This window comes from Pseudomonadota bacterium, from assembly GCA_037200975.1.
Lineage (GTDB): Bacteria > Pseudomonadota > Gammaproteobacteria > Steroidobacterales > Steroidobacteraceae > CADEED01.
Genome location: JBBCGI010000001.1, coordinates 3,361,231 through 3,383,764, shown reverse-complemented (window position 1 = coordinate 3,383,764; position 22,534 = coordinate 3,361,231). Strand labels below are relative to the sequence as shown.

The 22,534-nt window shown below is 63.6% G+C and carries 19 protein-coding genes; 6 read left to right on the top strand and 13 right to left on the bottom strand.

Annotated elements, in window-relative coordinates:
* Nucleotides 1-174 precede the first annotated feature (174 nt).
* The 7 genes from WDO72_15245 to ssb all read right to left on the bottom strand — a co-directional run bounded on the left by WDO72_15245 (nucleotide 175) and on the right by ssb (nucleotide 7,695).
* Entirely contained in the window at nucleotides 175-1,692 is a 1,518-nt protein-coding gene (locus WDO72_15245) for a DegQ family serine endoprotease (GenBank protein ID MEJ0087032.1), read from the bottom strand.
* 110 nt (nucleotides 1,693-1,802) lie between these two features.
* Nucleotides 1,803-3,332, bottom strand: coding sequence for an apolipoprotein N-acyltransferase (gene lnt, locus WDO72_15240; GenBank protein MEJ0087031.1), 1,530 nt, complete (start codon nucleotides 3,330-3,332; stop codon nucleotides 1,803-1,805).
* A 7-nt stretch (nucleotides 3,333-3,339) separates the two neighbouring features.
* Nucleotides 3,340-4,248 carry a transporter associated domain-containing protein gene (locus WDO72_15235; protein MEJ0087030.1) on the bottom strand — a complete coding sequence of 303 codons (909 nt, stop codon included), beginning with the start codon at nucleotides 4,246-4,248 and terminating at the stop codon, nucleotides 3,340-3,342.
* A complete protein-coding gene (gene ybeY / locus WDO72_15230; protein ID MEJ0087029.1) occupies nucleotides 4,245-4,649 on the bottom strand; it encodes an rRNA maturation RNase YbeY in 405 nt (134 codons plus the stop codon). The genes WDO72_15235 and ybeY overlap by 4 nt, the downstream gene beginning before the upstream one ends.
* Nucleotides 4,650-4,717: 68 nt before the next feature.
* Nucleotides 4,718-5,695 carry a PhoH family protein gene (locus WDO72_15225; GenBank protein MEJ0087028.1) on the bottom strand — a complete coding sequence of 326 codons (978 nt, stop codon included), beginning with the start codon at nucleotides 5,693-5,695 and terminating at the stop codon, nucleotides 4,718-4,720.
* Nucleotides 5,696-7,054, bottom strand: a complete 1,359-nt coding sequence (gene miaB, locus WDO72_15220; GenBank protein MEJ0087027.1) for a tRNA (N6-isopentenyl adenosine(37)-C2)-methylthiotransferase MiaB — start codon at nucleotides 7,052-7,054, stop codon at nucleotides 5,696-5,698.
* Nucleotides 7,055-7,176: 122 nt separating this feature from the next.
* A complete protein-coding gene (gene ssb, locus WDO72_15215) occupies nucleotides 7,177-7,695 on the bottom strand; it encodes a single-stranded DNA-binding protein (GenBank protein MEJ0087026.1) in 519 nt (172 codons plus the stop codon).
* 192 nt (nucleotides 7,696-7,887) lie between these two features.
* Between ssb and WDO72_15210 the strand changes: the two genes are divergently transcribed.
* Nucleotides 7,888-8,988, top strand: coding sequence for a saccharopine dehydrogenase NADP-binding domain-containing protein (locus tag WDO72_15210; GenBank protein ID MEJ0087025.1), 1,101 nt, complete (start codon nucleotides 7,888-7,890; stop codon nucleotides 8,986-8,988).
* A gap of 35 nt (nucleotides 8,989-9,023) precedes the next feature.
* Here the strand turns inward: WDO72_15210 and WDO72_15205 are convergent, their stop codons facing one another.
* The 5 genes from WDO72_15205 to WDO72_15185 form a co-directional block, all read right to left on the bottom strand.
* A complete protein-coding gene (locus tag WDO72_15205; protein MEJ0087024.1) occupies nucleotides 9,024-9,704 on the bottom strand; it encodes a Fe2+-dependent dioxygenase in 681 nt (226 codons plus the stop codon).
* Nucleotides 9,705-9,729: 25 nt separating this feature from the next.
* Nucleotides 9,730-12,018 (bottom strand): catecholate siderophore receptor Fiu, encoded by a 2,289-nt coding sequence (locus tag WDO72_15200; protein ID MEJ0087023.1) that lies wholly within the window; start codon nucleotides 12,016-12,018, stop codon nucleotides 9,730-9,732.
* A 244-nt stretch (nucleotides 12,019-12,262) separates the two neighbouring features.
* Nucleotides 12,263-12,496 carry a hypothetical protein gene (locus tag WDO72_15195; protein ID MEJ0087022.1) on the bottom strand — a complete coding sequence of 78 codons (234 nt, stop codon included), beginning with the start codon at nucleotides 12,494-12,496 and terminating at the stop codon, nucleotides 12,263-12,265.
* A gap of 218 nt (nucleotides 12,497-12,714) precedes the next feature.
* Nucleotides 12,715-14,178: a glucose-6-phosphate dehydrogenase gene (gene zwf, locus WDO72_15190; GenBank protein MEJ0087021.1), complete on the bottom strand. Its 1,464-nt coding sequence runs from the start codon at nucleotides 14,176-14,178 to the stop codon at nucleotides 12,715-12,717.
* A gap of 165 nt (nucleotides 14,179-14,343) precedes the next feature.
* A complete protein-coding gene (locus WDO72_15185; protein ID MEJ0087020.1) occupies nucleotides 14,344-17,175 on the bottom strand; it encodes a TIM-barrel domain-containing protein in 2,832 nt (943 codons plus the stop codon).
* A 224-nt stretch (nucleotides 17,176-17,399) separates the two neighbouring features.
* Between WDO72_15185 and WDO72_15180 the strand changes: the two genes are divergently transcribed.
* Genes WDO72_15180 through WDO72_15160 form a run of 5 tightly spaced genes read left to right on the top strand, consistent with a single transcriptional unit; the run spans nucleotide 17,400 to nucleotide 22,050 of the window.
* Entirely contained in the window at nucleotides 17,400-18,200 is an 801-nt protein-coding gene (locus tag WDO72_15180) for a helix-turn-helix domain-containing protein (protein MEJ0087019.1), read from the top strand.
* Nucleotides 18,197-19,477 (top strand): L-fucose:H+ symporter permease, encoded by a 1,281-nt coding sequence (gene fucP, locus WDO72_15175; GenBank protein MEJ0087018.1) that lies wholly within the window; start codon nucleotides 18,197-18,199, stop codon nucleotides 19,475-19,477. The genes WDO72_15180 and fucP overlap by 4 nt, the downstream gene beginning before the upstream one ends.
* The gene (locus WDO72_15170) at nucleotides 19,426-20,502 is read left to right on the top strand and encodes an aldo/keto reductase (protein ID MEJ0087017.1); all 1,077 of its coding nucleotides are present in this window, start codon (nucleotides 19,426-19,428) and stop codon (nucleotides 20,500-20,502) included. The genes fucP and WDO72_15170 overlap by 52 nt, the downstream gene beginning before the upstream one ends.
* Nucleotides 20,499-21,326 carry an amidohydrolase family protein gene (locus WDO72_15165; GenBank protein ID MEJ0087016.1) on the top strand — a complete coding sequence of 276 codons (828 nt, stop codon included), beginning with the start codon at nucleotides 20,499-20,501 and terminating at the stop codon, nucleotides 21,324-21,326. Before WDO72_15170 ends, WDO72_15165 begins: the two co-directional genes overlap by 4 nt.
* The gene (locus tag WDO72_15160) at nucleotides 21,316-22,050 is read left to right on the top strand and encodes an SDR family oxidoreductase (GenBank protein MEJ0087015.1); all 735 of its coding nucleotides are present in this window, start codon (nucleotides 21,316-21,318) and stop codon (nucleotides 22,048-22,050) included. Before WDO72_15165 ends, WDO72_15160 begins: the two co-directional genes overlap by 11 nt.
* Before the next feature lie 18 nt (nucleotides 22,051-22,068).
* On the opposite strand, the gene WDO72_15155 is transcribed toward WDO72_15160, so the two are convergent.
* Complete coding sequence (locus WDO72_15155; protein MEJ0087014.1) at nucleotides 22,069-22,530, bottom strand: hypothetical protein; 462 nt, start codon at nucleotides 22,528-22,530, stop codon at nucleotides 22,069-22,071.
* Nucleotides 22,531-22,534 lie beyond the last annotated feature (4 nt).

The following is a 22,534-nucleotide window of genomic DNA, read 5'->3' as shown; positions in this document are numbered from 1 at the left end:
ACTTTACTTTTCAGAGGCTTGAGAAGGCGGGCAAGAATACACGAGCACGCCTGCACAAGCGAAATCGGCATTGCCCCTGCGGCGGTCGTATTCGACCTGCAATTCCAGGAGGCAAAAAACGAAAAAGGCGTCCGCAGTTGCCCGCGGACGCCCTTGGTTTCGTTTCGGGAGGAACTAGCTGCCGCGCACGGCCACGAACACCTGCGTGCCCTCGCGCTCGAGCAGCAGCGCCACGGTCTTGGAGCTGCTGGCGGTGGCATTCTTGAGCTCGGTCAGCGATTTCACCGGCTTGCCGTTGACGCCAAGGATGACGTCGCCGGGACGCACGCCGGCCTGCGCCGCGGGACCCGTGACGTCCTCGACCAGTAGATAGCCTTCGGTCTCGGCGCTCTTGCGTTCGTCGGCGCCCAGCGGCCGCACGGACAGGCCCAGCTTGTCGGCCTTCGCGGGCTCATCCGCGTCGCGATTGGAAACCTTCTGCGCCTTTTCTTCCTGCAGTTCTTCGATCTTGACGGTCAGCATCTTCGAAGCATGGTCGCGCCACACTTCGAGCTTCGCGTCGTTGCCGGGCTTGATCGACGAGATGACGCCCGGCAGCTGCGCCGAACGCTCGACCGTCTTGCCGTCGACACTGAGGATGACATCACCGACCTTCACGCCCGCCTTCTGCGCCGGGCCGTCCGCGATGACCTGACCCACCAGCGCGCCGCGCGGGCGGTCGAGCTCGAAGGCATCGGCCATCTGCGCATTCACTTCCTGGATCTGCACGCCGATGCGGCCGCGGATCACCTTGCCGGTGCTGACCAGCTGCTGGCGCACGTTGTTGGCCAGGTCGATCGGGATGGCGAACGACAGGCCCATGTAGCCGCCGCTGCGGCTGTAGATCTGCGAGTTGATGCCCACCACCTCGCCGTTGAGATTGAACAGCGGGCCGCCGGAATTGCCCGGGTTCACCGCGACGTCCGTCTGGATGAAGCCGACCAGATCTTCGCCCGGCATGGAGCGGCCGGTGGCGCTGACGATGCCCGCGGTCACGCTGTTGTCGAACGTGAACGGCGAACCGATCGCGAGCACCCATTCGCCCGGACGCAGCTTCGACGGGTCGCCTAGTTTGACCACCGGCAACTGCTTGGCGTCGATCTTGAGCACCGCGACATCGGTCTTCTTGTCGAGGCCGATGACCTTGGCGGGATATTCACGACGATCGGTCATGCGCACCGTGACTTCATCCGCGTCGGCAACGACGTGCGCGTTGGTGAGGATGTATCCATCGGCGCTCACGATGAAGCCCGAGCCTTCACCCTGGCGCTGCGGTGTTTCGAAATTGCGGCCGCCCCCGCCCTGCTGACCGGGATTCGGAATGCCGAAACGCTTGAAGAATTCCTGGAACGGATCGTCCGCGCCGCTGTCGTCGTCCGACTGGCGATTGCGCGCGACGCGCGCCTTTTCGACCACCGACACGTTGACCACGGCAGGACCCACCTGCTCTACGAGCGTGGCGAAATCCGGCAGCACGCGGCCGTTGAGCATGCCAACGGGCTGCGGCGATGACGCCGGCTGGGAAGGGGCGGCAACGGGCGCCGGTTGATCGGCGGCCGACGCGGCGGCGACAGAAGACTGCGGGGAACAGGCACCCACGGCGATGGCAACGACCGCGACCAGCCCCAAGCGTCTCGCAACGAATAGCGACATATCAGCGAACCCTCGGACTTGTGAAAATGGGGAAAACAGTGCCGGAGTAGACCGGACGGATTTGGCGAAGTTCAGCAATGGAATCTGCATGTACCTCTCCTCGGCGGATCTCAAACGGGTTTCGGGTGACGCCTCACATATGCGCTGGCGCAGCCTAAAACAAGGGCCAGGCCGATCACAGCCCAATTTCCGGTGCGCGCATAGGGCGTCAAACCGATACGGGGCTGCAATTCGCCGCGCATTACATTCGCTTCATATTCGGGGGCGCGGGTGATTATCTCGCCACGGTGGCCGATGACCGCCGAGACGCCGTCGTTGGCGGCCCGGATGGTGGGCCGCCCTGCTTCCATGGAGCGCATGCGGCTGATCTGCAGATGCTGGTAACGCGCGCTCGACTTACGGAACCACGCATCGTTGGTGACGTTTACCAGCAACGTGGCCGTGCGCAGGGCCGGTAGCTGGCTCGATCCATATCCGTCTTCGTAGCAGACGCTGGCGGCGATGCGCTGACCGGCCGCCTCGAGCGGCGGCTGCTCGTCGGCGCCGCGCATGAAGTCCTGATAGGGCAATGCCATCAGTCTCAACCACTGCCGTGCGAAACCGGGCACGGGAATGAACTCGACGAATGGCACCAGGTGGCGCTTGTCGTGCCACGCCACACCCGGGGTGGATCGATCCATCGCGAGGACCGAGTTGTATGCGGTCTCATTCCCGGTCTTCTCGTCGACGTCGATGCGCAATGTACCCATGATGAGCGACGAACCGTGCGCACTCGCATCGGCGTACACGTCACGGTAGTAAGCGATGTGGTTGTTCGCGATGTCCGGGATGGCAGACTCCGGCCACACGATGATCTTCGCGCCATGCGCCTCGCGCGTGAGCTCCTGGTAACGATCGAGCGTCGACTGCAGGTTTTCTGCGATCCACTTTTCATCCTGCGGGATGGCGCCTTGCACGACGGCCACCGTGATCGGGCGGCTGTAGGGCTGCGTCCATTCGACGCCGCGCAACGCGAACCCGAGACCCCAGATGACAATGACGATGACGCCCGCGGCGATGCGCTCGCGTTGGTTGCCCGAAAGCAGCGTCATCATTGCGCCCGCGACCAGCAATACCAGCAGGCCGAGACCGTACTGGCCGACGACCGGCGCCAGGCTGCCGAGCCAGGTATCAGTCTGCGAATAACCGAGCGCCAGCCAGCCGAAGCCCGTGAGGAACCAGCTGCGCCACCACTCGAGGAACAACCACATCGACGGGATGCCCACGAGCCAGCGCCAGGCCCCACGCTCGGGCAGATATTTCGCGATCAGCCAGCCTAACAAGGCGTGATAGGCGCCCATGATGGAGACCAGCCCCGCCATCAGCAGCAATGCCAGCGGAATCGGGGCGTGGTACACGACGTGGGTGCTGATGTAGATCCAGTACGTGCCCGCTGCGAAAGTGCCGGCGTTGAACCAGAAGCCGAGCACGGCGGCGCGGCGTGGCGTTGCGCCCTGCCACAACCACATCAGCGCGGCGGGCATGAAAAAGGCCAGTGGCCACCACGCCAGCGGTGCGAACGACATGGTCAACAACATGCCGGCGACGAGCGCGGCCGCGCTGCCGACGTAGCGCCGTTCGACCAGTTGGCGCGGCCTCAACTGCGCTTCACTCGTCTACCAGGGGGCGGTCTTCGGGCGCCACGATGTCGCGCGGCGCCGTGAGCCGCAGACTGTCGATGCGGCGGCGGTCGAAGCGCAGCACCTTGAGCTCGCAATCCGCCAGCTGCAGCGTTTCGCCGCGGCGCGGCAGGCGGCCTAACTGCTTCATCGCCAAGCCCGCCACGGTGTCGAACTCGTCGTCCGACAGCTCGGTCTGGAAATATTCGTTGAACTCGTCGATCGGAGTCTGGCCGCGCACGATGTACTGGCGCTCGCCGTCCTTGCGGATATTCACGTCCTCATCGACGTCATGTTCGTCGTCGATGTCGCCGACGATCTGCTCGATGACGTCTTCGATGGTCACCAGGCCCGCGACACCGCCGTATTCATCGGCGACGATGGCCATGTGCACGCGCGAGCGGCGAAATTCCCGCAGCAACACATTGAGGCGCTTCGATTCCGGCACGAACACCGTCGGCCGCATGAATTCCTTGATGTCGAACGGCGCGCCCTCTTCGCCGCGAGCGTCCTGCGCGGCGAGCCGCAGCAGGTCCTTGGCCAGCAGGATGCCGACGATCTTCTCGCGGTTTTCATCCATCACCGGGAAACGCGAGTGACCGCTCTCGACCACCGTCTTCAGCAGCACCTCGGACTCATCATCGCGGTTCAGCACTGTCATCTGCGCACGCGGCACCATAATGTCGCGCACCTGGATGTCGGCCACGCCGAGCACACCTTCGAGCATGGCAAGCGCGTCGCCTTCGACGATGCCCCGCTCGGCCGCATCGCGCAGGTATTCGACCACTTCGCCTCGATCCTGGGCCTCGCCCGCGATCTTGCGCGACAACTTGCGCAGCCACTTGCCGCTGGCACCGATGTCCTTCTCGTGGTCTTTCTCTTTTTCTTTGGCGCTCATGTGTAGGGATTTCCGATACCGAAACTCTTGAGCACCGCGATTTCGCGGCGTTCCATGCGTTGTTGTTCGCGGCGCCCGGACTCGTGGTCGTAGCCGGCAAGATGCAGCGCGCCGTGCACGACCATGTGGGCCCAGTGCGCCTCGAGCGCCTTGCCGTCGCGCAGCGCCTCGCGGCGCACGACCTCGGCGCAGATCACGAGATCGCCGAACGGGATGTGTTCGTTGCGCGGCATCCCGCGACGGCCCTGTTCGGGCGCGGGGAACGACAACACGTTGGTCGGTTTGTCCTTGCCTCGCCACAGCTTGTTCAGCGCGCGGCTTTCGCGCGCCGCGACCACGCGCACCGCGATCTCGCGGCCCTCGCCACGGCGGCCGAGCGCGCGTGCCGCCCAACTACTCATGCGCACCCGCGAAGGCGCCCAGGCTCGTGTACCCCGGGCGAGGGACAAGGCGAGCCCGCGCGCCGGGTTCATAAACGATCGGGTGGCGTGTGCGCTTCATACGCCTTGACGATGCGCTGCACGAGCGGGTGACGCACCACGTCCGCGGCTTCGAAGAATGTGAACGCCACCCCTTCGATGTCGCGCAGGATATTGATGACGTGCCTGAGACCGGACATCTTTCCTTGCGGCAGATCGGTCTGCGTCACGTCGCCGGTCACCACCGCGCGCGAGCCGAAGCCGATACGCGTCAGGAACATCTTCATCTGCTCGGGCGTGGTGTTCTGCGCCTCGTCGAGGATGATGAAGGAATCGTTGAGCGAGCGGCCGCGCATGAACGCCAGTGGCGCCACCTCGATCACGTTGCGTTCGATGAAACGCGCGACGCGGTCGAACCCCAGCATCTCGTACAACGCGTCGTACATCGGACGTAGATAAGGATCGACCTTCTGCGTGAGGTCGCCCGGCAGGAACCCGAGACGTTCGCCCGCTTCGACCGCCGGTCTCACCAGGATGATGCGGCGGATCTTGTCGGCGGTCAGCGCCTCGACCGCGCAGGCCACGGCGAGATAGGTCTTGCCCGTGCCCGCGGGCCCGATGCCGAAAGCCAGGTCCTTCGAATGGATGTTCGCGAGGTAGTCGCGCTGGTTTTTTCCGCGCGCGCGGATCGTGCCGCGCAGCACGCGCACCGCGCCTTCGTCGCGCGCGTCGTCGTCGATCGCGCCGGGCATGTCGCGCCCGTCGCGCAGCGCCAGGTGCACGCGCTCGAGCGATACGTCCTCGCTCGCCGTCGACTCGAACAGATTGCGCAGCACCTCTTCCGCGGCGCGCGCCCGCGGGCCCGTGACGCGGAATGTGGCGCCGCGGCGTTTGATGGTGACGCCCATGCGGTCTTCGACCAGGCGCAGGTTTTCGTCGAGCGGACCGCACAGATTCGCGAGCCGCGCATTGTCGGGCGGGACCAGATCGAATTCGCGCGCGGGTTCTACGGGTGCAGGAGTCGACATTTATTGATTCGCGGCCAGGCGGCGTTCGCCCGGCATGCTGACGAAGCGGCCGCGCAACGATTGCGGGCGGGCTTCGACGATGACCACGTCGACGAAATGTCCGATGAGGTTGGCGGGGCCTGCGAAGTTCACCCAGCGGCCATTCTCGGTACGGCCGGCGAGTTCGCGCGCGTCTTTCTTCGAGGGACGCGAGACCAGCACACGCTGCGTCGACCCCACCATCGAATCGCTGATGGCGCGCGCCTGCGCGTTGAGCTGCGACTGCAGGCGTGACAGGCGTTCCTGCTTCACTTCGAGCGTGACGTCGTCCGGCAGCGAGGCCGCGGGCGTACCCGGACGCTGGCTGTAGATGAACGAGAAAGACTGGTCGAAATTCGCTTCGCGCACGAGTTTCAGTGTGGCCTCGAAGTCGCGCTCCGTCTCGCCCGGAAAACCCACGATGATGTCAGTGGATACCGATATGTCGGGCCGAACCGCACGCAGGCGCCGCAGCTTCTCCTTGAACTCGAGCCCCGTATATCCGCGCTTCATGGCGGCGAGGATGCGGTCCGATCCCGACTGCACCGCCAGGTGCAGTTGATTCGCGAGTTTGGGGATGCTGGCGTAGGCCTCGATCAGCGAATCGCCGAACTCCACCGGATGCGAGGTCGTGAAGCGGATGCGCTGCACGCCGTCGACTTCCGCCACGTAGTGAATGAGCGTCGCAAGATCGACCACGGTGCCGTCGGCCATCGCGCCCGCGTAAGCGTTGACGTTCTGGCCTAACAAGTGGACCTCGCCGACGCCCTGGCCGGCGAGCGAACGCACTTCGTCGAGCACCGATTCGAAGCCGCGGCTCACTTCGTCGCCACGCGTGTAGGGCACCACGCAGAAAGTGCAGTACTTGCTGCAGCCTTCCATGACCGACACGTAGGCGCTCGAGCCTTCCGCACGCGGCGCCGGCAGGTGATCGAACTTCTCGATCTCGGGGAAGGACACGTCGACCACGGCGCGGCCGCCGCGCATACGCTCGCCGATCATGTCGGGCAGGCGGTGCAAAGTCTGCGGACCGAACACGAGGTCCACGAACGGTGCGCGCCTGGTGATGCCCTCGCCTTCCTGGCTGGCCACGCAGCCACCGACGCCTATCAATACAGACGGCTTGAGCTTCTTGAGCTGGCGCCATTCACCCAGCAGCGAATACACCTTGTCCTCGGCCTTCTCGCGCACCGAGCAGGTGTTCATGAGGAGGACGTCGGCTTCGGCCGGATCGTCGGTGGGAGTCAGATCTGCGCCAGCCGCGAGGACATCGCCCATGCGGGTCGAGTCGTACTCGTTCATCTGGCAGCCGAAAGTCTTGATGTAGTAGCGGCCGGGCATCGAGGGAGGTGCGGGGAAAGCGGGCGCTAGGGTATCGCACTTACCCGGCTGGCTATATTTCCTTTACGGAACAAATACTTGAACGTCTCTGGGCGGAGCGGGAGCGCTGCGCGCAGTGGCGATCAGAACGGAATGTCGTCGTCGAACTCGCCGCCGCCCTTGTCGCTGCCGCCGCCGGCCGGCGGACCGCCTTGATCGAAATCATCCGGAGGCGCGGACCCACCGCCACCACCGCCGCGACGGGCACTACCGCCGCCGCCACCGCCACCGAATTCACTTCCACCGCCGCCCATGCCGCCGCCACCGCGGCTATCGAGCATCTGCATTTCGTTGGCGATGATCTCCGTGGTGTAACGGTCGTTACCGGATTTGTCCTGCCATTTCCTCGTCCGCAGGCTGCCTTCGATGTAGACCTTGGAGCCCTTCTTGAGGTACTCGCCGGCGATTTCTCCGAGGCGGCCGAACATCGCGACGTTGTGCCACTCGGTGCGTTCCTTGTTCTCGCCCGACTGCTTGTCTTTCCAGTTCTCGCTCGTGGCGATGCGGATGTTCGCGACCGTCATGCCGGACGGCATGGCGCGGGTTTCCGGGTCTGCGCCCAGATTGCCGATCAGGATGACTTTGTTGATTCCCCGCGCCATGGCGAATGCCCTTCATCGAAAGTACTTGAGGGGCGGGATTGTACGCAGCGGCAGCGCGTAGATGTAGCGCGTGTAATTGCCGCGAATCGGGCTGTACGAATCTTGACCAGCTCGCCGCGGATTCACGATCTTCCTCGATCACAGCTTGTGCGCGTAACCTGCGGAAATCTCGCGACACGTGCCGGGTATTACATGCACCGCGTTCTCGTTCTGGGTGGATACGGATTTTTCGGCAGCCGCATCTGCACGGCCCTCGCGCGAAACCCCGGCATCCACCTGCTGATCGCCGGACGCGACGCGGCCAAGGCCACCGCGCTCGCGTACCAGCTCGGGCGCAGCGCCGATCACGCCAAGGTAGTCGATGCGAGCAGCCCGAAACTGGCGCAGACCCTGCGCAAGCTGCAGGTGGGCACGGTCATTCACACCGCCGGGCCGTTTCAGGATCAGGACTATGCCGTCGCTCGATCCTGCATCCAGGCGGGCTGCAACTATCTCGATCTCGCCGACGGCCGCGAGTTCGTCGGCGGCATCGCCAGACTCGACGCGGCCGCGCGCGCCGCAAATGTCTGCGTCGTGAGCGGCGTCAGTACGCTGCCGGGCTTGTCGTCCGCGGTGATCGACCGATATGCCGGCGAATATTCCCGCCTCGATGCGATCCGCATCGGCATCACCTCGGGGGCGCTGGTGCCAGGCCTCGCCACGGTCAAAGCGGTATTCAGTTACTGCGGGCAGCCGTTCACCGTGCTGGAAAAAGGCGCTCGCGTCACCGTGCGCGGCTGGGTCGATTCACTGAGCTACGAATTTCCCAAACCGGTGGGGACGCGGCTGCTGTCGCGCTGCGACGTGCCCGATCTCGATCTTCTGCCGATGCGTTACGCGGGCGTGAAGACGGTGAGTTTCCACGCCGGCTTCGCGAGCGCCACGGGACATCGCGCCATCGAAAAACTGGCGCGGCTGGTGCGCGCCGGCAAGCTCAGGAGCGCGCTGCCATTTGCGCGGATATTCAATACCGTGGCGCGCTGGATCGCGCCCTTGCTGAGCGGCAGCGGCGCGATGTTCGTGCGGCTCGAGGGGCTGGACGAAGAAGGCCAACCCCAGACGATGACCTGGCGTCTGCTGGCGCACGACAATGACGGCCCGAACATTCCTTGCGCCCCGTCGATCGCGCTGGCTAACAAGATCGCCGCGGGCCGCGGGCCCGCCGTGGGCGCGACGGCATGCCTGGGGCTCCTGACGGTGGAGGAAATCCTCGAGCCGCTGAAGAGTTTCAGCATCCGCGAGTTTCCGGCGTAGCGTCAGAATTCGTGCTGGAGGCCGAACGGCGGGAGTCAGATCTCCGACCACATCCGCAACAGGTTGTGATAGTGCCCCGCGAGCGCCACCGTTTCGTCGTTCTCGCCATGTTTGCCGCGGATTTTCTGGATGGTTTGATCCAGCTGGTACAGCGTTTCGCGTTGCTGGGGGTCGCGCACCATGCTCTGCGTCCAGAAAAACGACGACACCCGCGCGCCGCTTGTCACGGGATTCACGCGATGCAAACTACCGGACGTGTACAGGATCAGATCTCCCGCCGGTAGTTTGACGGACTGCTGGCCGAACGTATCGACCACGACCAGTTCCCCGCCGTCGTAGTCCGCGGGATCGGTCAGGAACAGCGTCGAGGAAAGATCCGTCCGGATGAAATGCGAAGTACCCGGCACGGCACGCACGGCGCCGTCGATGTGCATGCCGTACTGCTCGCCGCCTTCATAGCGATTGAACAGCGGCGGCACGGTCTTCAACGGCAGCGCGGCGGAGAAAAACAGCGGATTGCGCGACAGCGCGGTGAGGATCAACTCGCCCAGCTGCCGCCCGACGGGCGACAACTCGGGCAACTGTCGGTTCTTCTTCACCAGCGCGCCCTGCTCGCCGGCCGTGGCCTTGCCGTCGGTCCAGTCGGCGGCCGCGAGCAGGCGGCGGCATTCCGCCACCTGCTCGACCGTCAGCACCTTCGGCACATGAATCATCATGGGCCGAATGCTCGCACAGCGGACCTCAGAACGTGAAGTTCACGGTCAACAGCGCCGAGCGCGGCGAACCCGGGTTGTAACGCGCACCGCTGTTGTTCAGCGACGCGATGTACAGCTCGTCGGTCAGGTTGTAGCCATTGAGCTGCAGCGAGACCTTGTCATTGATCGCATAGGACGCCATGGCATCCACCACCCAGTAGTCAGGCGCCTGGTACAGGTTGGTAGTTGCCGGAATCGCCGCGTTGTTGATCGATCGCGCGACGGTGTCGACGTAACGCACTCCACCGCCAAACGAGAGGCCGAACGGCGTGTGATACGTGGTCCAGCTCGAGAATGTGAGCTCCGGCGACCAGTTGATCTGCGATCCCGTCTGCGTGGCCGAACCCCGCGAGACCTCGGTATCCATCTTCGCAAGACCCGCGCTGATCTCCCAGTTGTCGGTGATCTTGCCCACCAGTCCGAGCTCGATGCCTTTGACTTCGCGCTTGCCGACCTGCACGAACAGCGTCGGATCGACGGCGTCGGGGATCAGCTCGTCCTTGTTCGCGCTGCTGAACAACGCGGCGGTGACGGCCAGCGCGCCATCGCGCAGCTCCCACTTCGTGCCGAGTTCGATGTTGGACCCTTCGGTCGGCTTCAGGTCGGAACGGTTGGCATTGTTAGCCGCGGTGCTGAGCTGGAAATTGGCGCCGCCCGGAGGCTGCTGGGACGTCGCGTACGACAGGTAGATGCTGCCGTTCTCGAGCGGCTTGAACACCAGCCCCGTCTTGTACGAGAACAGGGTGTCATCCGCCTGCAGCGAAACCGGCACCAGCGTGCCGACCGGCAACGTCGGATGACTAGTCGCGGTGGACAACGCGGCGCTGTCGAAATCCGTGTCGAAGCTGTCGACGCGGAAACCTGCGGTGAACTGCCACTGTTCGGTGAAGCTCACGGTGTCGAACACGTAGACGCCGGCGGTCTGGGTTTCGCCGCGCGTGTACACGCCATTGCGCACCGGTGCATAACCGGGCTGCACGTCGTTGCGATTCGGGTGGTACAGATTGGCCGGCGTGATCGGCGTTCCGAGGCCGACATACACCGGGTTGTACTGCTCTTCATCGATGAACTCGAAACCGCCGGTGATGTTGTGCTGCATGCCGCCCAGCAGCAGGTTCGCCGTGACGTTGGTCTGGTTGGTCAGCAGCGTGTTTTCCTGGAACTTGGATTGCCGCGTGCGTGCAACGGTCCACAGGTCCGGATTCGGGTTGGTCACGGTCAATGCGTTGACGCCCGTGAGCACGTAGAACTGGCGCAGCTTGCCGTAACGCGACGTATTGCGGATCGAGACGTTGTCGCTGAAATCGTGTTCGATGCGGGCCGTGAACATCGTGCCCTTGACCTCTTCGAAATCGCTGACGAGGCCGTACCAGTTGTCGCGGTCGACACGGGCCGGATCCACGCCGGCATTCGCGCCGCCGGTATCGAACGCGGCGTTGTAAAAGCCGTCGAGACCGATGGTCGGTACGCCGCCGTCCGGCGTGTTGTCGCTCTCGGTGTGGAGTAGATAGAAGTACGCGCGCGTGTCGCTTTCGAGACCGAACGCCAGCGACGGGGCCAATGCCCAGCCCTTGCGTTCGATGTAGTCGCGGCCGTCGACGTCGCCGTCCTGACCCATCACGTTGAGGCGGAACGCCGTGCCGGTGCCGTCGACGCGATGATTCACGTCACCCGTGATACGGCCGTTGGAGCTCGTACCGTAACTGGCGGTGCCGGAAGCGAAGTTCTCCACGCCGGGCACCTTGCTGGCGAGGTTCACGTAACCCGACGCGGCACTGCGGCCGTAGTCAGGGCCCGCCGGGCCCTTGGCGATCTCGACCTGCTCCGTGTTGAACGTGTCGCGTGTGACCGAACCCAGATCGCGGATGCCGTCGATGAAGATGCTTCCTTGCGTATCGAAGCCGCGCATGAAGATGGAATCGCCGGTGGCGGTGTTGCCGTTCTCGCCTAACAAGAACGTGACTCCGGGGGTATTACGCAGCGCCTGCGACAGCGAAGTCGCGCCCTGCTGACTCAACACCTGCGAGCTGACGATCGAGATCGTCTGCGGCGTGTCGACCAGGGCTTGCGTGAATTTCGGCGAGGAGACGCGATCGACCTTCGGGGTCGGCTCTTCCTCGGCTGCCTGCACGGAAACTTTCGGCAGTGTTTTTGCTTCTTCGGCGGTCTGCGCCTGGGCGTTTGAGGCTGCGGCGGCGAGCGCGAGGCTCACGGCGAGGGCGATACGGCGGCGCGAAGAACCTTCGCACCCAAAGGCGGAATCAATGAACGACACGGTTGGCTCCCGAACGAAATGTTGTTTCGAGCAGCTCTGGCTATCCGGTGGGAGTGGCTGGCTGGTCAGCAGGTGCTGAAACGGCGGTTGCCGCCATCAGCGTCGGCCAGCATCGTATTGCGAATCATTCCTGTTTGCAATCGAGAATGAATGCTATCCCGGCCACTCTTATTAATGGCTTTGGGGCAGAAGGTTGTTTGACTCGGCCCGCGGCCAGCCGGCCGGGGGTCGTGCCCGGTGGAAGTTACTTCTTCTTTTTCTTCAGCGGCTTCACGCGGTACCCGCCGTCCTGCAGGTTGTGATCCGCGCGCATGGCATAGGGCTTGAGAATCTCGTTGAGCAGATTGTCGATGCGCGTGGATTTCGGCCGTTCGAGCAGGGTCATGGTGGGCAACACCTCTTCGGGGCTCCACTTGATCTTGAAACCCTTTTCGGTGAGTGCCGTGAGGATGTCGGAGATCTGAGCGCCCGCGTACAAGGGAATTTCTGCCGACTTCGGGTCCTGGACCGTGCTCCGGACGTCCGAAGCCGTGCCCTGCCCCGAAGACATTCCGGGCCCGGGCGACGACGCGCCTTGCTGCGCACTACAAGCCCCAGCGACGCATAACAGCGCGATTCCGTACCAGATACGTGACATAACCCCTCCTTGATCCCCTTCAAGAGACCGAGGATTTTGCCCGCATCGAGGAAACGGCGCTAGCTGCCCTGCTTGTTAGGGTCGCGCCATGTGCGCTCGAACGGCAGCCGCCATGCGTGCGGCGCGATCAGTTGGTGGATCGCATTGGGTCCCCAGGAACCCGCCGAGTACGAACGCACCGGCGGTGGGGCTTCCAGCAACGGCACCGAGACTTCCCACAGGCGCTCGATGCCTTCCGCCGTCGTGAACAGCGTGTGGTCGCCGCGCATCGCGTCGAGGATCAGGCGCTCGTACGCCTCGAGCACATCGCTGATCTGGCCGGTGTCGTTCATCGCGAACTGCAGGCTGTGTTTGTCGAGCCGCATGCCGGGCCCGGGCCGTTTGCCGTAAAAAGACAGCGACGTGCGCGCGGCGTCGGCCAGGTCGAATGTGAGGTGATCGGGTCCATGCGCGCCGATGCCGGATCCTTCGGGGAACATGCTCTTCGGCGGCTCGCGGAACGCGATCGAGATGATGCGTTGCCCTTCGGCCAGCTTCTTGCCGGTGCGTAGATAGAACGGCACGCCGGCCCAGCGCCAGTTGTCGATCGAACACTTCATCGCGATGAAGGTCTCGGTGTCGGACTCGGCGCTGACGCCTTGCTCGCCGCGATAACCGATGTACTGCCCGCGCACCACATCGGCGGGCTGGATCGGCAACATGCTGCGAAACACCTTGTTTTTCTCTTCGCTGATGGGCTTGGGCGCGAGGTGCGTGGGCGGCTCCATCGCCATGAACCCCAGGATCTGGAACAGGTGCGTGACCACCATGTCGCGATAGGCACCGGTGGATTCGTAGAAGGCCGAGCGTTTGCCGAGACCCAGCGTTTCGGGTACGTCTATCTGCACGTGGTCGATGAAATTGCGATTCCAGATCGGTTCGAACAAACCGTTCGCGAACCGGAACGCGAGGATGTTCTGTGCGGGCTCCTTGCCGAGGAAATGATCGATGCGGAAGATCTGCTCCTCCGCGAACACTTCGTGCAGTTTGGCGTTCAGCGCGACCGCGCTGGTCAGATCGGTGCCGAACGGCTTCTCCATGATGACGCGCGAGTTCTGCACCAGTCCCGCGTCGCCCAGCATGCGCACCGCGGAGAGCGCGGCGTTGGGCGGAACGCTCAGGTAATGCAAACGCCGGCTTTCCGTGCCGATCGACTTCTCCGCGCGCGCCACGGCGTCGGCCAACACGGCGGGGCCGGCGGCGAGCGAAACGTAGTCGAGGGAACCTGCGAACGTGCTCCAGTCGGCATCACCGACCTTGCGCGCGGAAAATTCGTTGAGCGCCTCGCGCGCGAAGCCGCGAAACGCCTCGGCATCGAATTCGTCGAGCGACACGCCGATGATGCGGCAGCCGGGGATGAATCCCGCGCTCGCGAGGTGAAACAACCCCGGAATCAGCTTGCGGCGCGCGAGATCGCCAGTCGCTCCCACGAGCACGACGACTTGTGGAAAGCGCGGACCCACACCCGCTGGAACCTTCGCCACGGCGCACTCCCTTTCTTATTAGTAGAGAACACCCCCCGTGGCGGAAGTTTTACCACAGCGGTGGCGCAGAGAGTGGTGCCGGGGTGCAATTCTCGTAATTGCGCTGACCAAAGCTCGAGACCAAGCGATGGCGCAATTACGAGAATTGCACCCCGGCACCTCTTCCTAGTTCACCGTCACGGGGGTGCCCATGTACTGGATCGTCGCATCGGGCTTCGCATCGAGATCAGCCGGTGGAGCGGCGCCTGCCTTTATCCAGCGCACATTGAAGGTGCGCGCTTCGGCCATGCCGGGGTAACTGCCGGCACGATAGCCGATCGTCAACGTGCCCTGCGCCGCGTCATACCGCATCGGAAGGCGCGAAAACTCGCCCCTCTCATACCCATAGCTCACGCCGTCGTCTTCGTACAGTTCGAAGCTGCCATCGGCACCGGTGAACACGAACAACGTGAGCGGCGCGCCGGGCTTTTCGGCGGTGTGCTGGATGTCCGGGCCCACCGGCACAATCGACCCCGCGCGCACGAACAGTGGCATGCGATCGAGAGGCGCCGCGGCAGTCAACGTCTGCCCGCCCCTGCTCAGCGTCCCGGTATGAAAGTCGTACCAGTCGGCGCCGGCGGGTAGATAGACAGCGCGGGCACGCGCGCGGAATTCGTGCACCGGCGCCACCAGGAAAGCCTTGCCGAACAAATATTCGTCGCGCACTTCGCGCGCCCGCCTGTCGTTCATGAAGTCCATCGTCAGGCCGCGCATGATGGTGCCGTCGCGATGGAAAGTATCCGCGGCCGAGGTGTACGTATATGGCAGCAGGCGATAACGCAGCTTGTCGTGCCACACGAGGCTGTCGTAAACCTCCGACCCTTGCGGCGCAAGATTGAAGATCTCGCGGAACGGATACTCGCCGTGCGAGCGGAACAGGGGCGCAAATGCGCCGAACTGGAACCAACGCAGATTGATCTCGCGCCATTCTTCCAGATCCGCCGCCGTCGGCTGGCGTGCGCTGTAGCGCGCCTCGTTCGCGAAGCCGCCGATGTCGAACGTCCAGTTGGGCAAGCCCGAATATCCGATGCTCACACCGGCGGATATCTGGTTGTAAAGATCGTCCCAACGGGACGCGATGTCGCCGCTCCACACCGCGGATGCATTGCGCTGGATTCCGGCATTGCCCGAGCGCGTGAGGATGAACAGGCGTTTGTCCGGGTCCGATTCGCGCGAGCCGCGGTACACGCCTTCGGTGTGGACTAGCGCATAGGTGTTGAAGTACTGGTCCGCCGGCCCCTGCGCCGTCGGACCGATTCGCGCCTTGATCGAATCGATGTCGAGATTCGAATGCGGATCGGGTTCGGTAGCATCCATCCACCACGCGTCGACGCCGAGCACGTTCAGCTTCCGGTCGATCTGGCGCCAGTACAGGTCGCGTGCGCGCTTGGAATACGGATCGTAGAACGACGAGGCATAACCCGGACCTACCCAGTCCTTCGCGCCCGCCTCGATGTTGCCGTGGTACATGAAACCCGCGGCATCCAGCTCCTTGTAGTTAGCCGTAGCCGGATAGAACTTCGGCCACACCGAAATCATGAAACGCACGTTCTGTGCGTGCAGCCTGTCTATCATCCCCTTCGGATCTGGAAACCGCGCCGGATCGAATTCGTGCGAACCCCACTGGTCCTCTTTCCAGTAAAACCAGTCCAACACGATGTTGTCGAGCGGAATCCTGCGCTTGCGGTATTCCGCCGCCACATCCAGCAACTCTGTCTGCGTCGTGTAACGCTGGCGGCTCTGCCAGAAGCCGTACGCCCAGCGCGGCAGCATCACCGCCTTGCCGGTGATCGTCCGATAACCTGCTATCACTTCGTCCGGCGAATTGCCGACGATGAAGTAGTAGTCGATCGCGGCGCCGGTTTCCGACGTGAACGTCAGCGAGTGCCTCTCCGCATCCGGCAACGGATCGTTGTGCAGCAACGCGATGTAGCCGTCATTCGGAATCCACTCGATCCTCACTTTCGCGGGTTTGCCGGCTGAAAGCTCGATGGCGAAGTTGTGATACCAGGCGGCCCAGTTCTGGCGCCAGCGATCGAGCACCAGCTTGTCGTCGACGAACACCTTGAAGTAGCTGCTGCCGTAGAGCTGGAACTTGTGGTGGCCGCCGATCGCGGATTCGACCGTGCCTTCCCACGTCACCGACTGGTCGGGAAGAATGCTGGCCGGCGCGCCGACCCGCGGTTCCTTGCCCGTCAGCAGCTCCTTCGGCCACGCCGCCCGATCGCGGATGTACTGATAGTTGACGTCCTTCTCGACGCGCTCAAGCTGCTGCATGCCGCCGATGGAATATCTCGCAGTGAAGCCGCCCTCCTTGCCCGTCGCGTCGCGAATGATCAGGTCGCGCGACGCGAGACCGTAGGGCTTCGGATTGCCAAAGCGCGTGATCGAATTGTTGTCCCACAACACGCCGTAGTTGCGGCTCGAAACCACGAATGGCACACCGATATCCATGTTGTGCTGCGCGATCTCGACGTCTTCACCGTTGAGGTTCATCTGCGCGTTCTGATGCTGACCCAGGCCGAAGAACGCTTCGTCGGAGCCCGGATTGAAACGCTGCGACACACCAGAGCCCAACGTGCGCACGGGCACCTCTTCGAGCAGCGGCTCGCCGTCGGGACCGGTGAATGTCACCGCGCCGGTCACGAGCGAGACGTGTGCGATCAGCTTTGCGGTTGCGAGCGTGATCTCTCCGTCGTACCTGGCCACTCTGAAGTCGGGTTTGCCGGCCGGCGCTTTCGTCACCATCACGCTCACCGGCAGGACGATATCCTCGCCGGGCACCGCGGTGACCTCCACGATACCGGCGGAAATCACCAGCAGCTGCACGCGTTTTGCGGCGCCTGACGACGGCGTGACGATCACACCGCGTTCGTACTGGGCATACGTGCCCTCGCTCGTGCTGACCGTGCACGCGGCAAGCAGCACTGCAGCGAACAGTGTCGTCAGAAATTTCATCGATTCCTCGTACTGGCTCGTCGTTGCGGGGCAGTCGTCAGGCCCCGGCAAAGATTGCCAACGGCTCGATTCCGGTTATGATTTTTCGAGTAAAAGAACAATGCTGTAATGAAAAGCCAGGATCAAGCGGTTTCTAGTGAGCGCGTCGATGCGACGGCGCTCAACGGGCAACCGGCTATGAGCAGAGTCCCTCGCCGGTCAGTACCAATAGAAAAAAGCAAACAATGACCACCAAATCGGGCCCACCGTACAGCGCCGCCGACCCCAACTCCCGCATCAGTCGTTACCGCGCGCCGGCGCTCGAGAAAGGTCTCGACGTCATCGAGCTGCTCGCCGCTGACAAGTCCCCGCTGAACCTCTCCACCATCTCGCAACGCCTGGGCCGCTCATCGGGCGAATTGTTCCGCATGCTGCAGGTGCTGGAATTCAAGGGATTCATCACCACGGCCGAAAACGGCTCCGGCTACGTGCTGACCAACAAGTTGTTCGCCCTCGCGATGGCGCAGGCGCCGGTGCGATCGCTGGTCGAAACCGCGCTGCCGATCATGCGCAAACTCGCGCATGACATCGGTCAGTCCTGTCACGTTGCGGTGGCATCGGAAGACCAGATCGTCGTGATCACGCGCATCGAACGTCCCGGCGATCTGGGTTTCTCGGTGCGCATCGGCTATCGGCGCGAAATCGTGCGCGCCGCCTCGGGTCTGGTGTTGTTTGCCTATCAAAATGACGACGTGCGCCACGCCTGGCTCAAGCGCTGCCGGCTGAAGGGTGAAGAAGCCGACAATTTCGTGGCGCGCGCGAATGCCGTGCGCGAACGCGGCCACCACGAAGCGGACTCGGATTTCGTGCGCGGCATCGTCGATCTGTCTGCACCCATCCTGCGCGGCGACATCGCCGTCGCCGCGTTGACCGTGCCGTTCGTGCACTGCAACCCGTTGGTCATGGAGATGCAGCCGTCGGTGGAGTACGTGCGTGCCGCGGCACTTCAGATCTCGAATGAAGTCGTACACGGAGATCTGCCATGAGTGAACCCGCGAAACGCGCACTGATCACGCCGGGGTACCTGACGGGAACGGTACTCATCGTCGGACTGTTCTTCATGTGGGGTGTCGCGAACAGCCTCAATGACGTGCTCATCCCGCAGTTCCGCAAGGCGTTCCAGCTCGATGACCTCGGCTCGAGCCTCGTGCAATCGGCGTTCTACTTCGGCTACTTCTGCTTCGCGATTCCTGCCTCGCTGTTCATGCGGCGCTTCGGATATCGCGCGGCGGTATTGCTGGGTTTGTGCCTGTACGGCGCGGGCGCCCTGCTTTTCCTGCCCGCGACACACGCCAGCGAGTACTACGGCTTTCTCATCGCGCTCTACATCATCGCGAGCGGCTGCGCGTTCCTGGAAACCTCCGCGAACCCACTGATCGCGGTCATGGGGCCGGCGGCGACTGCCGATCAGCGCCTGAACTTCGCGCAGATGTTCAACCCGGTCGGCACGATGTCCGGCTCGTTCATCGGCGGCCTGCTCATCTTTTCGGACGTGTTTTTCACGCCGGAACAGCTGCAGGCCATGACAACGGATGCGCTGGCGGCTTTCCGTACATCCGAGCTCGCCGCGGTCAAACTACCCTACATCATCATCGCGGCGATCGTGTTGTCCTGGGCGGCGCTGGTTGCCGTCGTGAAGTTCCCGCCGGTCGACCAGCCACGCGGTTCCGAAGGAGGCTTCGGCGGCCTGACGAAATTCCCGCGTTACTGGCTCGGCGTGTTCGCCCAGTTCGCGTATGTCGGCGCGCAGGTCGGCGTCTGGAGTTTTCTGATCCGATACACCCAGTTCAACTTCCCGGGAACGCTGGAAAAACAGGCGGTGCACTGGCTGCCTATCTCTTTCGCGATCTTCTTCGCCGGCCGATTCATCGGCACAGCGTTGATGTCGCGGCTGAACCCCGCGAAGTTGCTGGCGGCGTTCGCCGCGATCAACGTGGTGTTGTGCCTGGCAGCGGCCGGTTTGGGCGGGCACGCCGGCCTCACCGCCCTGATCGCTTCCAGCTTCTTCATGTCGATCATGTTTCCGACCATCTTCACGATGAGCCTGCGCGGCCTCGGCGAACACACGAAGTCCGGCTCCGCGTTTCTCGTCATGGCCATCATCGGCGGCGCCGTGTTCACGGCCATCATGGGCTGGATCTCGCGCGAGACGTCGATCAACGCGGCGTATGTCGTTCCGGCGTTCTGCTTCGCCATCGTGTTCGTGTTCGCGTGGGTTTCGCGCCGCGATCGGGACAGCAGGCGCGTGAGCGCGGCATCGTGAAGGGTGGGCTGGCAAAACGCGGGATCGGCCGAACCGGCCTCGAAGTCAGCGTGCTCGGCTTCGGTGGCGCCGGTATCGGCAATTTGTATCGCGAGCTCCCTGAAAAAGACGCCCTCGACGCCGTGCACGAATCCTTCGCCTCCGGCGTGCGTTATTTCGACACGGCGCCGTTTTACGGCTTTGGATTGAGCGAACTACGTGTCGGCAATGCCCTGAGCGGCGCTCTGCCCCCGCCCGTGATCTCCACCAAGGTCGGGCGCCGACTCGTGCCCACCGGGCCACAGAATGCCGGTGTAGGGCGCGAAGGATATTTCTCCGCGCGCCCGTTCGCGCCCGTGTTCGATTACAGCTACGAAGCGGTGATGGATTCGCACGCCCAAAGCCTCGAGCGTCTCGGCGTCGCGCGCCTGGACATTCTGCTGTGCCACGACATCGGCCGCCTCACGCACGGCGATGCGCATGCAACGCGCGTCAGCGAATTCCTGACGGGCGGTTATCGCGCCATGCAGGACTTGCGCGCCGCCGGCACGGTCCGCGCCATCGGATTGGGCGTGAACGAAGCGGAAGTCTGCGTGGAGCTACTACAACACTGCGAGCTCGATTGCATCCTGCTCGCGGGCCGCTACACGTTGCTGGAGCAGCCGGCGCTCACGGAATTACTGCCGTTGTGCGCCGCGCGCGGGGTGTCGATCATCTGCGGCGGACCTTTCAACTCGGGAATTCTCGCGGCGGGCTCTCGAGCCGGCAACAACGCACATTACAACTATGCGGCGGTGCCCGAGGCGGTCCTCGAGCGCGTGCGCAAGCTCGAAGCCGTGTGTGGGGAGTTCTCCGTGCCCTTGCAGGCGGCCGCGCTGCAATTCCCGCTCGCGCATCCGAGTGTCGTCAGTGTGGTGGCCGGCTGCGTCAATGGCGCAGAGGCGCGCAACTGCGCGGCGATGTTCGCCCATGAGATTCCAGCCGGGTTCTGGCGCGCCCTGCGCGATCGCGGTCTGGTCGATGCTCGCGCGCCACTGCCAGTGTGAATCCCATCGTCGACAGCCATCAGCACTTCTGGCGCCTGGACCGCGGCGACTATGGCTGGCTGACGCCCGCGTTGCGGCCTATCTACAAGGACTACTTGCCCGCGGATCTCGCCCCAAAACTCGCACGCGCCGGCGTCGGCTCGACCATCGTCGTGCAGGCGGCGCCGACCGCCGCGGAGACCCGTTTCCTGCAGCAACTCGCGCGCGAACATTCGTTCATCGCGGGAGTCGTGGGATGGGTGGATTTCGAGAACCCCAACGCCGTCGATGCGATCGGCGAGCTCGCGGCCGACTTGAACGTCGTCGGCTTGCGGCCGATGCTCCAGGACATTCCCGACACCGGATGGATGCTGCGCCAGGAGTTCGACCCGGTGTTCGAGGCCATCATCGACCACGGTCTCGTGTTCGATGCGCTGATCAAACAGCAGCACCTGCCCGCACTGCGCGAACTTACCGCGCGTTATCCCGATCTCACCACCGTGCTGGATCACGCGGCCAAACCACCGCTCGCCACCGGCGACATCGAAACCTGGAAACGCGAGATCGCCGCGCTGGCTGCGCAAAGCGAAGTCGTGTGCAAGATATCCGGCCTCGTCACCGAGGCCGGAAAGGCCGATGCGCCAACCTTCGTCGAATGTCTGGATCACCTGTTCGAAAACTTCGGACCGAAGCGCCTCATGTGGGGCAGCGACTGGCCCGTATGCGAGCTGGTGTGTTCATATGAAGACTGGCACAGCGTGAGTGGCATCCTCATCAACCGCCTGAGCTTCGCGGAACGCGAGCAGGTTCAATCGGCGGTGGCACGGAGAACTTATGGAATCTAAGCGGCTCTCCGGGAAAATCGCCGTGGTTACGGCGGCCGGCTCCGGCATCGGTCGTGCGAGCGCGGAGGCGTTTGCGCGCGCGGGGGCGCGCGTGGTCGCCGCGGACATCGATGCGAAGGCGCTGCAATCGGTCGCGGGTTGTGAGGCACAGGTGCTGGATGTGCGCAACCCAGCCGCGATTGCCGTGTTCGCCAAGAACGTCGGCCGCATCGATGTGTTGTTCAACTGCGCGGGCTCCGTGCCCGGCGGAACCGTGCTTACGGTGGATCCTGACAAGTGGAGCGCCGCCTTCGATCTCAACGTGAACTCGATGTATCACATGATCCGCGCCTTCCTGCCGGGCATGATCGAGGCACGCAAGGGTTCGATCATCAACATGTCATCGGTGGCGAGCTCGATCACCGGCGTGCCGGATCGCTGCGCGTATGGCACCACGAAGGCCGCCGTGATCGGGCTAACTAAATCGGTGGCGGCGGATTTCGTCGCGCAGGGAGTACGATGCAATGCCATCTGCCCCGGTACCGTGGACACCCCATCCCTGCAATCGCGCCTGCATGCGTCTGGCGACTATGCGAAGGCGCGCGCGGAATTCGAAGCGCGACAACCGATGGGGCGTCTTGGCAGGCCGGACGAGATAGCAGCGCTCGCGTTGCACCTGGCGAGCGATGAATCAGGATTCACGACGGGCCAGATTCACGTGATCGACGGCGGCTGGATGATCTGAGTACGTTGATGCGGGTGCTCACTGGTTTCCGGTTACGGAGATCGACAACACCACGCCACCCAACTGCTCATCCTCCTTCAATGCGACGCCCACGAGACTGCCGCGCAAATCCGTCTCCACGGTCATCTGGAACGAGATGGCACCGAGCTTGGTCCCCGCGGCAAATCGTGTCTTCGGGGAAACGCAGCTGATGACCGCCTTGGCGTTGAATCCGGGGGAATCGACGGATCCGGAATCCATGAGGTACTTGCAGACCGACTTCGCCAGTTCGTAGTCGCCGAAATCGCAGCGTTTCGCGCCGGCTGCCTGTCCATCCCGATCCTTGAAATTGCTGCCCCAGATCGTATGGAACTTGAGCACCCGGGTTTCGCCCGGCTTCACCGATGCGACGAATTCCTGTAGCGGCGGGCATAACCCATCGGCCGCGGCAGCCGGCAAGCTCGCCCGCAAGGCGATGAATCCCAGCAATACGCCTGACAAGCGA

Bases quoted from the DNA above. Each gene is read 5' to 3' on its own strand.
- WDO72_15245 (MEJ0087032.1), bottom strand. From the start codon at position 1,692: ATGTCGCTATTCGTTGCGAGACGCTTGGGGCTGGTCGCGGTCGTTGCC.
- WDO72_15185 (MEJ0087020.1), bottom strand. From the start codon at position 17,175: ATGAAATTTCTGACGACACTGTTCGCTGCAGTGCTGCTTGCCGCGTGC.
- WDO72_15180 (MEJ0087019.1), top strand. From the start codon at position 17,400: ATGACCACCAAATCGGGCCCACCGTACAGCGCCGCCGACCCCAACTCC.
- ssb (MEJ0087026.1), bottom strand. From the start codon at position 7,695: ATGGCGCGGGGAATCAACAAAGTCATCCTGATCGGCAATCTGGGCGCA.
- fucP (MEJ0087018.1), top strand. From the start codon at position 18,197: ATGAGTGAACCCGCGAAACGCGCACTGATCACGCCGGGGTACCTGACG.
- WDO72_15225 (MEJ0087028.1), bottom strand. From the start codon at position 5,695: ATGTCGACTCCTGCACCCGTAGAACCCGCGCGCGAATTCGATCTGGTC.
- WDO72_15210 (MEJ0087025.1), top strand. From the start codon at position 7,888: ATGCACCGCGTTCTCGTTCTGGGTGGATACGGATTTTTCGGCAGCCGC.
- WDO72_15205 (MEJ0087024.1), bottom strand. From the start codon at position 9,704: ATGATGATTCATGTGCCGAAGGTGCTGACGGTCGAGCAGGTGGCGGAA.
- ybeY (MEJ0087029.1), bottom strand. From the start codon at position 4,649: ATGAGTAGTTGGGCGGCACGCGCGCTCGGCCGCCGTGGCGAGGGCCGC.
- miaB (MEJ0087027.1), bottom strand. From the start codon at position 7,054: ATGCCCGGCCGCTACTACATCAAGACTTTCGGCTGCCAGATGAACGAG.
- WDO72_15235 (MEJ0087030.1), bottom strand. From the start codon at position 4,248: ATGAGCGCCAAAGAAAAAGAGAAAGACCACGAGAAGGACATCGGTGCC.
- WDO72_15160 (MEJ0087015.1), top strand. From the start codon at position 21,316: ATGGAATCTAAGCGGCTCTCCGGGAAAATCGCCGTGGTTACGGCGGCC.